The organism is Bacillus sp. S14(2024), from assembly GCF_050473785.1.
Taxonomy (GTDB): Bacteria; Bacillota; Bacilli; order Bacillales; family Bacillaceae_G; genus Bacillus_A; species Bacillus_A yunxiaonensis.
In genome coordinates this window covers 2309152-2320444 of sequence record NZ_JBFLUP010000006.1, presented here as the reverse complement: position 1 = coordinate 2320444, position 11293 = coordinate 2309152, and the positions used below count along the sequence as shown (strand labels likewise).

Sequence of the window (11293 nt, the reverse complement as noted above, 5' to 3'; positions counted from 1 at the left end):
CCATATTCTATCGTTGAAAAATAATGCGAATGTGATTATTTTTTAAAGAACTTTTCTCTTTCTGTAGAAATCCAAGGTTGTAAATTAGCCTTATATTCTTGCATTAATCGATTCACTAGTACATCATGCCATATGTAATTTTCCAATAAAGACACATGTACAGGATCGTCTGTATAAAAGGCATTTCCATTTTGTTCTACAGGATGACCATAAATCATTTCTTTACCGTCAATAGAAATAATAAACCACTTTTTTTCTCCGATATTGTCTACGTAATCGGTCTTACGATGTAGCACTAGACCTGGCAATGGATTCTCAACCTGAAAGACAATTCCCTTTAGACTACAAATCTTTTGCATTTCTTTTAAGTCGTCTTCAAGTTGTTCATACATAGCATCCCAAATAGATACAATGATTCTGCGCTGAGCTCGGCGGAGCAGAATGCGACAAAATGAAAGAATAGTTTCTTCTCCTTTTATAGTTGTAACATGCGGATCAGCCTTAGGTCGTTGACTCTCAAATATTTTTAATTCTTGTTGTACAGATGTATATGTATCTTCCCACTTTTGTTTAATTGATTCTAGAAAGACATCAACAGGTAAGGGAGAATATTGTGCAGCTTCATTTACCTCTTCTTTCATAACTACACCTATTTTCTCTAATCCTTCTAATACTTCATAAATACGAGCGCGGGGAACACCAGATTGTTTACTTACTTGGTAAGCGCTTGATGCTCCTAAATATACTAGAGCTACATAGGCTTTCGCTTCGTATTGATTGAAACCTAGCGACTGAATTTTTTGTAAAAGTTTCTCCATAATAACCTTCCTATATAAGCGTTTAAATAACAATTAGTAATTTTATCCTTCTAAAACTAATAGTATCGTTAAACAACAATTTAGTAAATGATTTCTATGGTGTTTTGAATTGCTAACATCTAATTAAATTCAATTGTTCAATGTTTCCTATTAGCCATTATTTTCAAATTTTTGTTCACAAATACATCTTATTTTGCTAATATATTAATAGTCACTACTTTAATAGTGACTAACGAATCGAAGCTTCGAACTTGAAAGAAAACAAAATTATAGGAGTGATTCATATGGAAGATATAAACTTATACACACTAGTTTTTTTAGTGCTCTCTGGTTTTTTAGCTGCATTCATCGATTCTGTAGTTGGAGGAGGCGGGTTAATTTCTATTCCAGCCCTACTATTTACAGGCTTACCACCTTCAACGGCAATTGCTACTAATAAATTAGCAAGTTCAATGGGATCTTTAACAAGTACAATATCATTTATTAAATCAGGAAAAGTAAATTTCCGACTCGTATCTAAATTATTCCCTTTGACTGTTCTTGGTTCGTTTTTAGGTGCGTACATTGTAAAACACATTTCCTCACAAGTATTACAACCATTAGTTCTAGTGTTGCTAATTGCAGTTGCTATCTACACAATTTTAAAAAAAGATTGGGGAAAAGATTCTAAATACGAAGGAATGGGCTGGAAAAGAGGACTAATCTTTGCTGTAACAGTGTTTACTATTGGTTTTTATGATGGATTTTTTGGAGCAGGGACTGGTTCGTTTTTGCTATTTTCCTTCTTGATCATCGGGTTTGATTTTATTCAATCAGCTGGAAATGCAAAAGTTCTTAATTTTGGTAGTAACATTGCAGCTCTCATCATGTTTTTATACTTAGATGTTGTGAACTTTTCATATGGAATTCCGATGGGGATTGCTATGATTTTAGGAGCTCTCGTAGGATCCAACTTTGCAATAAAAAAAGGGGTATCGTATGTAAGAATATTATTTATTGTGGTTACTCTTTTTTTAATTGGAAAAAATATTTTAGATTACATACATCTTATTTAATTTATTCAATGCAAAAGTCGCTATTTCTTTTAAATGGAAATGGCGACTTATTCATGGGATTATAAAATTAAGATATTGATTTGTGTACATTCTCTACATTACTCCTTGCGGAAACGAGAATACATTTAGCGGATCATATTTCTCTTTCACTTTTCGTAATTTCTTTGCATTTTTGCCATAGTAAGCTTCTTCATAATTTTCCAAACCACTATAAGGGAAGTTCACAAATGATCCTTCTGTTATTGATTCTATATATTTAAAACTCTGTTCCATCCATTTAGTATTATCTTTTGCAAATTTTTCATCCTCCCATATAGTTTGAATCCCCATTATATACTTGGTATCTCGATAATAAAATGCTGTTGCTTCTTTAGGCACCTCTTTTACTTTTCCACCAAATGCATATAGACTTACTGCTGCAAAAATACTTCCTGCTGCTCTCTCTTGAATGAGGTCAACAATAGCATTGATTTCTTGTTCATCATACTCCTGATATACAAATCTTCCTGTAGATTTAAACATCTCTGATTCTGGATAAGATGATTGTGCCTTTGTAATAGCTTCAAAAAATGTTACATATTCTAAATCCATTCTTACGCCATCTATGTTGATTAACATTTGTAAAATTTCTTCTGCTTCTTCTGGCTTACCATAAAATATTCCTCCACCATAAATCGCTCTTTCCTCAGTTTCCGAATTATATATACTGGCACCAAGCGTCATTCTGTTATCTAAATTGATTATCCACTCTTGCCATTTATTCAGAAATTCTCTGTGTGTTTCTAATAAAGCATCTGGCCAATATATTTCAACTAAAGTCACCTTATCTACTTTTGCTGGGAGTTTAAATGTCATGGATACAATAACTCCAAAGTTCCCGCCACCAGCTCCGCAGCATGCCCAAAATAAATCTTTATGAGATTTTTCGTTTGCAATAATCAATCTCCCTGTATAATCTATTAATTCCAGTTCTAGTAAACTATCACATCCAAGTCCAAGGTATCTGCTCGAATATCCCCATCCGCCTCCTAATGTGTACCCACTTACCCCTACAGTCGGACAAGTCCCTCCAGGAAATGGATACCCTTTCTCGGAAATAAAATCATAGACTTGCTTATTCTTTACTCCCCCTTGCACTTTTAACGTATGCTTATTCTCATTCAATTGCATGCGATTCATTCTACTTATATCAATAACAAGAACACGATTCCCAATAGAATATCCTTCATAATGATGTCCACCTGATCGAATCCGGATTTCTATGCAATTTTTTCTTGCCCAAATAATCGCGTTACTCACATCCCATTTTGTATAACAATACACAATAACTAAAGGGAATTTTTGATTTGCTTGATTCCACTCTTGTCTAGCTTCTTCATATTCTCGATCATATCTTGTAATTACTTCACCTGTTAACCCTTGGTAACTCATTTCAGACATGATAAACATCCTTTACCTATTCCAAATAGAAGTTGTTTTCTTTTCAAAATAATATATGTCTTTTATCCATTCTGTGTTCGTCGTATCTACACATGATCATGTTGGATTTAGGCTCTCATCGGCTATTCATCAAGTTAATAAGTTATAAATATCGTTTTTCTTTCTTTTGCAAAATAAAATAACCAGCCCTACATAGGCTTGGTTATTTTGTAATTCCTTATTTTGTTTGTTCTTTTTGCTTATATGTTAAATACGCTAAAACACTTTTACTATTTGTATATTTTGGGTTATTTCCTTTCCTTGGTTCACGAGAATGCGTTTTTTCATATCCGGGTACCTCCGGCATATCTTTTAAAAATTTCATAACTTCAGCTTCTGTTCCTTCAATACGTACACGAATCATTGTTATTGCTCCTTGTTTATATATTCCACTCTACCAAGTATATCGACTACTATAAATATCGCAAGTATGAATTATCGTTTTAGAGTAGATGATTTTCTAGCAACAAACAATGTCATTTCTGTATAAAAAGACTGTACTTCACTCTTTTCTATCGTGATATGAAACCATTCTTGTATTTCTTTAGGAGCTTTTGTCATATAGTGTGTTAATTCATGTCTTTCATTTTTAGGAACATTCATCATATCGCACCACCATTCAAACTTAAATTCTTTATCAAAAGTGGTATATGATTGCACCTGTAAACCATTTCTTTCTAATAACGATATCCATTCTGTTTTTTTATAAGCACGATGGTGACTTGGATCACGCTTTTTCTCTAAAAAGTTATAAAAAGCATCGTACTCTTCAATTTCCGGAGCGACATTATCAATAAGAAGAAATAGACCATCTTTTTCTAGCGTTCGATGTACTTCTGTAACAAACTGATTAACATTCGAAAAATGATGCGCAGCAATACGGCATGTAATTGTATCAAATGATTCATTTGAAAATGGTAATTCCTCTGCGTTTCCTTGTACAAATGAAACATTTGTATGTCCATTTGAACGAATAAATTGTTCCGCTTTTTCTAACATGTTCTCCGTCAAATCAAATGCAACGACATCTTGAAATAAAGAAGCTAATGCATTTGCAACGTGTCCTCCACCCGTCGCAATATCAAGAAGGTGATCATTCTTATTGTTTCGAATGTTTTCAATGAGAAATTGTAAATCCTTTCCCTCTGCATGAATTTGACTCGTTACATATTTCGCAGCATTTTGACCAAATTGGTTCACAACTAACTTTTCATTATTCATTCATATCAGCTCCTTAAATCGCCTATTCCTTCATTAAGTTATATAAACAGCTATTAATTGATATACGATTTCATGTCCTAATTTCCCTATTAATTATATATGTTAATGATTAATCAACCTATTTCAATCTTTCTCTTAGCAATGAAAATAACTTTCAAATCAAAAAAATTGAAATTCTTCTTTTAAACCCTTAATATATACTCTGACTCAAAAAATAAGACTGTAAATGAAATAAAAAGGAGGCTTTATATAAGATTTTTACTACAATTAAAGACTGAGAGGTTATTCTATGTGGCGCAATAAAAACGTATGGATTGTTCTCACTGGTGAATTTATTGCCGGGGTAGGTTTATGGCTTGGAATTTTAGGTAACCTAGAATTCATGCAAAAGCATGTTCCATCTGATTTTATGAAATCAGTTATTATGTTTATTGGATTATTAGCCGGAGTCCTTGTTGGTCCGATGGCAGGAAGGTTTATTGATCAATACTCTAAGAAAAAAGTACTTCTATACGCAGGGTTTGGCCGTGTATTAAGTGTTATTTTTATGTTTTTCGCTATTCATTACGAAAGTATTTTATATATGATTTTATTTATGATCGCTATTCAAATTTCTGCAGCTTTTTATTTCCCTGCACTACAATCTGTTATCCCGCTTATTGTTCAAGAACATGAATTATTACAAATGAATGGAATTCATATGAACATTGGAACAATCGCTCGTATTGTTGGTACCTCACTGGGCGGAGTCCTTCTTGTTGTAATGAGTTTAAAATATATGTATGCTTTTTCAATGGCTGCATACGCACTATTATTCTTTTCTACCTTATTACTAAACTTTGAAGATACGAAAACATATATACCGAATAAAAAGAAATCACAAAATACGAGTTTTATGGAAGTGTTTCACATTTTAAAAGAAGTCCCTATTGCATTTCGTGCTTTAATTTTAAGCATTATCCCGCTTTTATTTATCGGAGGTTTTAACTTAATGGTGATTAATCTTAGTGAAATGCAGCATGATACAACAATTAAAGGCTTTATTTATACAATTGAAGGTTTATCCTTTATGCTCGGTGCATTTGTAATTAAGCGCTTATCAGAACACGTTTCATCATATAAGTTACTGTATATCTTTTCATTTTGCATTGCATTCTCTCACTTATCTCTCTTTTTTAGTAATATAAAATGGATGACACTTATATCTTTCGGTATGTTTGGATTTAGTGTTGGCTGCTTCTTTCCTGTTATGTCAACGATTTTCCAAACGAAAATTGATAAAAGCTACCATGGACGTATATTCTCATTTCGCAATATGTTTGAGCGTGTAATGTTCCAAATCGTCTTACTCGGAACAGGTTTCTTCTTAGATACAATCGGATTACAATATATGGTACTTATCTTTGGTGTCATTTCACTACTTATTATTTTAATTTCATTATTACAGCAAAAACAACCAAGTAAAAGTACTTCTCAAACAACAAATATGTAAAAGCCATCTCAAATTAGAGATGGCTTCCATTATTATGAAAGCAGTTCACCAAAGTCACCCGTTTTGATATTTCCACTGTTTGCTTCATCCGTATCAATATGCATATCTAATGCAAATGAATCTTTCACACGAATTAATACTTGATGAAAAATTAGCGCTCGGTCTCCACCTACTTTAATATTCACGTATTGACCATCTCTCACTTGAAAATGTTCTGCATCTTTTGATGTCATATGAATATGGCGCTCAGCAACAATTACTCCTTTATCAATTTGAATTTCACCGTTCGGACCGATTACTGTAATACCAGGTGTTCCATCAATGTTTCCCGACGAACGAATGGGTGCATCAATTCCAAGTTTGCGTGCATCTGTCTTTGAAATCTCAACTTGTGTAAATTTGCGAACTGGCCCAAGAATTCGTACTTTCGCAATTTCTGATTTATCGGTCTTAATTGTAACTGTTTCTGCTGCGGCGAATTCTCCTGGCTGAGAAAGTTCTTTTGCTACTGTTAACTCATGCCCTTCTCCAAAAAGCTTTTCTAACGCTTCCTTCGTCACATGAATATGGCGATTTGATACACCAATAGGAATTTGCTTCATCTTTATTTCTCCTTTTATCAATATCTATTTTCTATTGTTACCTGATTTATGAAAATTAGTTATTGGGAGTCATAAATGTTGTGAAGAAAATTGTAATAGATGTATGTAATGAATTTTTTGAAGTGCGCTGTCTTTTTGAAGTATTTATATGAATAAGGCATCTATATTCTAGTATAAATTTTAGAGGGTTTATATTATTTTTTATTAATATTCATAACAATCATACAGTAAATGAAATTTCGTTTTCATTGCTAGTTTTGTATTTTCGTAAAAAAATGTTAAAATGTAAATATGTGTGTTTTCAGAAAAATAAAAGAATATGAATACTAAGAACAAAATCTAATGACAACAGTAGTATTTTTAGGAGGGGTTATCCATGAAGTACACGCTAGCAACAAGAATGAAAGCATTTCAATCTTCAATTTTTAGTGAATTAGCAGCCTATAAAAAAGAGAAAATTGCAGAAGGTCATGAAATTATTGATTTAAGTATTGGAAATCCAGATATGCCTCCAGCTGATATTGTGAGAGAAACACTAGTGAGTGCAACAAACGAAAAAAAGAATTATGGATATACATTGACAGGTACACAAGAATTTCACAATGCTGTCACAGAATATTATGAGATTAATCACCATGTCACTTTAAATGCCGATAACGAAGTATTATTATTAATGGGATCACAAGATGGACTTGTTCATTTACCGATGGCTTTTGCTAATCCAGGTGATATTATCCTTGTTCCAGATCCAGGTTATACGGCATATACAACAGGACTTGCAATGGCAGGTGCAACTCCGTATTTTATGCCGTTACAAAAAGAAAATGATTTTCTTCCTGATTTACATACGATTCCGAAAGAAGTTGCCGAAAAAGCAAAAATGATGATATTAAACTTTCCAGGTAATCCTGTACCGGCAATGGCAACAGAATCATTTTTTACTGATGTAATTGCTTTTGCAAAAGAATATAATATTATCGTAGTTCATGACTTTGCTTACTCTGAATTTTATTATGACGGACAAAAACCTATTAGCTTCCTATCCGTTCCGGGTTCAAAAGATGTTGGTGTCGAAATCAACTCTCTATCTAAAAGTTATAGCTTAGCTGGTAGTCGTATTGGCTATATGATTGGAAATGCAGAAATTGTAGAAACGCTTAAACAATTTAAATCAAACATAGATTACGGTGTCTTTCTTCCTATTCAAAAAGCCGCAACTGTTGCTTTGCGAAAAGGTGCTTCATATTGCGCAGCAAACCGGGCGATATATCAAAAACGAAGAGATACATTTATTAATGGACTAGCTGAAGCGGGCTGGCATGTTGATAAACCAGCAGGAAGTATGTTCATATGGGCAGAAATTCCAAAAGGATGGACTTCTTTAGAATTTGCATATGCATTAATTGATCGCGCTAATGTCGTTGTCACACCTGGTCATGCGTTTGGCCCACATGGCGAAGGCTTTGTTCGCATTGCCCTTGTTCAAAATGAAGAGAAATTAAAACAAGTAGTTAACAACATTAAAAATAGTGGTATTTTTTCTAGTGAGAGTGCAGCCAATTTAGTAAGAAATTAATTACCTTTCCCCTGCTCTTTTTTTCGAAACAGGGGGTTATTTTTCATAAAAAGAATAAAAAAACACATGCCATAGCTGTTACAGTTTTCCTCTCTTATCTTGAATAATATAATCAGGAGGTAACGCATGAACAAAGTTAACATTCAAAATGTACTGCCGCACCGATATCCTTTTTTAATGGTTGATCATATCGTTGAAATGGAATCCGGCAAGTCGGTAAAAGGATATAAAAATGTAAGTTACAATGAATGGTTTATTACAGAATCACAAACGACAATGCCAAACATGTTAATTGTTGAAGCGATTGCACAACTCGGAGCATTCGTCAGCGTGGAAAATACTGCTGGGTTAGGATTTCTCTCATCACTAGAAGGAGTAGAATTTTTAGGATCCGCTGAGCCCGGTGATCGATTAGACCTATATTATGAAGTTATTCGAAATAAACGTGGATTTGTTCTTGGAAAAGGACATGCCGCTGTAAATGGAAAGACAATTGTAAACGTTGATAAATTGTTAGTGTATAAAGAGTCTATGTAACACTAGAGCTAAAAACCAGATTTATAAAAGGTAGAACAGTGCTGTTTAAACTCACTGTTCTTTTCTGTTTTTAAAAAGAGAAATAGTCTCCAAAAAAAGTTGCTAATCCTAATGTTTAAGTTGATTTTAATTGATTTTTTACGAAGGTTTGCTTCTTTTTAACATGAATAGATAAAGAACTATTGAGCAAGTAATCTCACTCTTAAGACCCTTTCGCGCCATAATCCTTAATAGTTAATTTTACGCTGTATTTGATTGGAACCTCACTAAATGTTTTATCCCAATCTTTTTTAACTTTTTCCCATGTTTTAGGATACTTAATTCTTAATCTGTTTCCGAAGCCAGCAACGTCGACTTGATATTCTTTTTGAATTTTCTCCAGTGTATGTTTCACTAATCGATCTACTTCTTGCGTAGCCGCTTTTTCTGCCCTTTTTAGAAACTGATTTTTAAAAGGTGTACCTGAAGCAACCCAGTTTTCAGATATCCGTCCCTCTGATTCCATTTTTACATCAAAAGAGATTTTATTTCCTTTAACGTGAGGAGTAATCGTGCTTTTCATAGATACGACCTCATACATAATCAGCTGTCTTGTTTTTTTATCAACACCTTTCACTAAACCACCTTTCCCCTTCCCAGATATCCATGTTAAACCTTCCAATTCCTTTTCACTCAAAAAGCCGCGCAGTTTTTTTGTCTTTCCTTTGATTACCGCAGCTCCCGAAAATTTTACTTCCCCATTTGACGAAATCACATTTTGCAAAAGAAAACTAGATTCTGATTGCATTTTTCCTGGTAACTTAGCAAGCGGAACAGGAGGTAAAATCCTTGATGTTCTATATTGATTATCTACAATCCCAAATAACCGAAACGCCGGAATTTCTCCTGGTTCATCTGTTTCTAGCGTCTTGCTAGCTCGCCCCTTGCTAATTAACATGAGGCAACTTGGTCGAATCTCGTTATCACGAAGATAAACATCAAGTACCTTTTTCAAACTATATGTGCGTGCGAGATCTGCACTAATAACCATCACTTTCGTGTGGTGAAAAATTACAGGACGATCCCTTCTTAATGCAACTTCACGAATCATTTGGTGGAGAGAATCGCCGGTTTCAGAAACATTCTTGTAAGATTTTTGTTGCGTTCCTCCACCTTTCCCTCCACCACTGGATAATTGGGGTTCAACAAATTGATAGGTCGATGTTATAATATTCTTCTTTGGATACCCCCCGCCTTGTTTTTGTAGTTTTTTCTCAATAGTTGACTCCTTTCCCTTATCAAATGCCAGACCTACCTCAAAACCCAGCTCTTCAATTTCGTGACTGCTCCAGCATCCTGTGAGAGATAGAAGTAAAAGAACCCACAGTAATATCAAGAGAAACCGTGTATGATTAAGAATTTGTTTCATTCTTTCTCTTCCTCCATTTGAAGATTATGAGAAGAGGCAGTGGCAATGCACCGAATAATAGCAAAGCAGCATTACCAATCATATCCCCAAATTTAAATAGATCATTGGTGTTTTTGGGAATTATAGAAATAATATAAACAATTGGAAGTAACCCATACAGAAACGAATGAATGTCCTTTTTAAAGAGTTGTGCCAACCCCAAAGCAGCAGCGTAATAACAGATTGCATAGGTTGAAAAAATTTGCATAATCCATATTACAAGTAATAAAGATTCAAAACGTTCAAATATTAAGCCTGGGATTTCAAAACTTCGCATGAGATCAATCGTTGGCCATGTTCTCGTTATCACTCCATCCACAGAAAATGCTCCGATAACCATCACAACTGTAATCACATAAAAAATAGAAGGAATGAGAGCTCCAACTAAAACAACCTTTCCGGCCTTGTTTGGCTCTTGCATGAACGCCAAAAGGAGCAACATAATTTCAAATCCTGAAAATGCAAGCGTTGTTGTTTTTAACCCTTTTAGTACTGGCATAATTCCTAATCCTAGTACTGGACGAAGATTATCTATCTCAAATATTCCAATACTCATGAAGGCAGTCAGCAAAAAAAGGAAGACCGTAATTGGAAATATAATTTCAAACAGACGAGCCATTGGGTTTATGCCGCCTAACATCAAATAAAGACTCGTCCACATAAATGTCATGATAATAGCCCAGCCAGGGGTTCCTTCCAGTAAAAAAAAACTCGTTACTTCTTCCAGTACTCTAACTTCAAATGAGGAAAGGGTAAAAAAGTAACCTATTATAAGTAGACTGATTACACCGCCTATCCATTTTCCTACAATGTCTTGGCTGTATTGATAAAATGTTTTTTCAGGAAATTGCTGGCTTAATTTGACCATAATCAATCCTGCAACCATCGCTATTAGCCCGCTTAAAATAACAGTTATCCAAACATCTGGTGTCTTTACTTTCTCCCCAGCTGCTCTAGGCAAGGTGAGAATACCTGCTGCAAGTACATAATTAATAAGAATAACAGCTGCTTGAGACGTCTTAATTCGATCTTTAGGTTTAGTAATCATCACTGGTCACTTCCTTTT

General features: G+C 34.1%; 11 protein-coding genes. 4 read left to right on the top strand and 7 right to left on the bottom strand.

Annotated features, from left to right (window positions below):
* Positions 1 to 35: 35 nt before the first annotated feature.
* A complete protein-coding gene (locus tag AB1279_RS12085; RefSeq protein ID WP_429749575.1) occupies positions 36 to 818 on the bottom strand; it encodes a TrmB family transcriptional regulator in 783 nt (260 codons plus the stop codon).
* A 284-nt stretch (positions 819 to 1102) separates the two neighbouring features.
* Here AB1279_RS12085 and AB1279_RS12080 point away from each other — a divergent pair, with 284 nt between their 5' ends.
* Complete coding sequence (locus AB1279_RS12080) at positions 1103 to 1873, top strand: TSUP family transporter (RefSeq protein WP_429758976.1); 771 nt, start codon at positions 1103 to 1105, stop codon at positions 1871 to 1873.
* Between the two features lie 93 nt (positions 1874 to 1966).
* Here AB1279_RS12080 and AB1279_RS12075 read toward each other — a convergent pair whose 3' ends face one another.
* The 3 genes from AB1279_RS12075 to AB1279_RS12065 all read right to left on the bottom strand — a co-directional run bounded on the left by AB1279_RS12075 (position 1967) and on the right by AB1279_RS12065 (position 4573).
* The gene (locus AB1279_RS12075; RefSeq protein ID WP_429758975.1) at positions 1967 to 3313 is read right to left on the bottom strand and encodes an FAD-binding oxidoreductase; all 1347 of its coding nucleotides are present in this window, start codon (positions 3311 to 3313) and stop codon (positions 1967 to 1969) included.
* A 217-nt stretch (positions 3314 to 3530) separates the two neighbouring features.
* A complete protein-coding gene (locus AB1279_RS12070) occupies positions 3531 to 3716 on the bottom strand; it encodes a DUF3970 family protein (protein WP_429758973.1) in 186 nt (61 codons plus the stop codon).
* Positions 3717 to 3787: 71 nt separating this feature from the next.
* On the bottom strand, positions 3788 to 4573 hold the full coding sequence (locus AB1279_RS12065; protein ID WP_429749567.1) for a class I SAM-dependent methyltransferase: 786 nt from the start codon (positions 4571 to 4573) through the stop codon (positions 3788 to 3790).
* A 289-nt stretch (positions 4574 to 4862) separates the two neighbouring features.
* Here AB1279_RS12065 and AB1279_RS12060 point away from each other — a divergent pair, with 289 nt between their 5' ends.
* On the top strand, positions 4863 to 6065 hold the full coding sequence (locus tag AB1279_RS12060) for an MFS transporter (protein WP_429758972.1): 1203 nt from the start codon (positions 4863 to 4865) through the stop codon (positions 6063 to 6065).
* Between the two features lie 32 nt (positions 6066 to 6097).
* Here AB1279_RS12060 and pduL read toward each other — a convergent pair whose 3' ends face one another.
* The gene (pduL, locus tag AB1279_RS12055) at positions 6098 to 6667 is read right to left on the bottom strand and encodes a phosphate propanoyltransferase (protein ID WP_429758970.1); all 570 of its coding nucleotides are present in this window, start codon (positions 6665 to 6667) and stop codon (positions 6098 to 6100) included.
* A gap of 376 nt (positions 6668 to 7043) precedes the next feature.
* Between pduL and AB1279_RS12050 the strand changes: the two genes are divergently transcribed.
* Complete coding sequence (locus AB1279_RS12050) at positions 7044 to 8243, top strand: LL-diaminopimelate aminotransferase (RefSeq protein WP_429758968.1); 1200 nt, start codon at positions 7044 to 7046, stop codon at positions 8241 to 8243.
* 126 nt (positions 8244 to 8369) lie between these two features.
* Complete coding sequence (locus tag AB1279_RS12045; protein WP_429749562.1) at positions 8370 to 8780, top strand: 3-hydroxyacyl-ACP dehydratase FabZ family protein; 411 nt, start codon at positions 8370 to 8372, stop codon at positions 8778 to 8780.
* 202 nt (positions 8781 to 8982) lie between these two features.
* On the opposite strand, the gene AB1279_RS12040 is transcribed toward AB1279_RS12045, so the two are convergent.
* Both AB1279_RS12040 and AB1279_RS12035 read right to left on the bottom strand, forming a co-directional pair.
* The gene (locus tag AB1279_RS12040) at positions 8983 to 10188 is read right to left on the bottom strand and encodes a Ger(x)C family spore germination protein (protein WP_429758967.1); all 1206 of its coding nucleotides are present in this window, start codon (positions 10186 to 10188) and stop codon (positions 8983 to 8985) included.
* Positions 10172 to 11275, bottom strand: coding sequence for a spore germination protein (locus AB1279_RS12035; RefSeq protein ID WP_429758965.1), 1104 nt, complete (start codon positions 11273 to 11275; stop codon positions 10172 to 10174). The genes AB1279_RS12040 and AB1279_RS12035 overlap by 17 nt, the downstream gene beginning before the upstream one ends.
* Positions 11276 to 11293 lie beyond the last annotated feature (18 nt).

What these genes read in the sequence shown, in the direction of transcription:
- AB1279_RS12085 (WP_429749575.1), bottom strand. Translation starts at nt 818, where the DNA reads ATGGAGAAACTTTTACAAAAAATTCAGTCGCTAGGTTTCAATCAATAC.
- AB1279_RS12080 (WP_429758976.1), top strand. Translation starts at nt 1,103, where the DNA reads ATGGAAGATATAAACTTATACACACTAGTTTTTTTAGTGCTCTCTGGT.
- AB1279_RS12075 (WP_429758975.1), bottom strand. Translation starts at nt 3,313, where the DNA reads ATGTCTGAAATGAGTTACCAAGGGTTAACAGGTGAAGTAATTACAAGA.
- AB1279_RS12070 (WP_429758973.1), bottom strand. Translation starts at nt 3,716, where the DNA reads ATGATTCGTGTACGTATTGAAGGAACAGAAGCTGAAGTTATGAAATTT.
- AB1279_RS12065 (WP_429749567.1), bottom strand. Translation starts at nt 4,573, where the DNA reads ATGAATAATGAAAAGTTAGTTGTGAACCAATTTGGTCAAAATGCTGCG.
- AB1279_RS12060 (WP_429758972.1), top strand. Translation starts at nt 4,863, where the DNA reads ATGTGGCGCAATAAAAACGTATGGATTGTTCTCACTGGTGAATTTATT.
- pduL (WP_429758970.1), bottom strand. Translation starts at nt 6,667, where the DNA reads ATGAAGCAAATTCCTATTGGTGTATCAAATCGCCATATTCATGTGACG.
- AB1279_RS12050 (WP_429758968.1), top strand. Translation starts at nt 7,044, where the DNA reads ATGAAGTACACGCTAGCAACAAGAATGAAAGCATTTCAATCTTCAATT.
- AB1279_RS12045 (WP_429749562.1), top strand. Translation starts at nt 8,370, where the DNA reads ATGAACAAAGTTAACATTCAAAATGTACTGCCGCACCGATATCCTTTT.
- AB1279_RS12040 (WP_429758967.1), bottom strand. Translation starts at nt 10,188, where the DNA reads ATGAAACAAATTCTTAATCATACACGGTTTCTCTTGATATTACTGTGG.
- AB1279_RS12035 (WP_429758965.1), bottom strand. Translation starts at nt 11,275, where the DNA reads ATGATTACTAAACCTAAAGATCGAATTAAGACGTCTCAAGCAGCTGTT.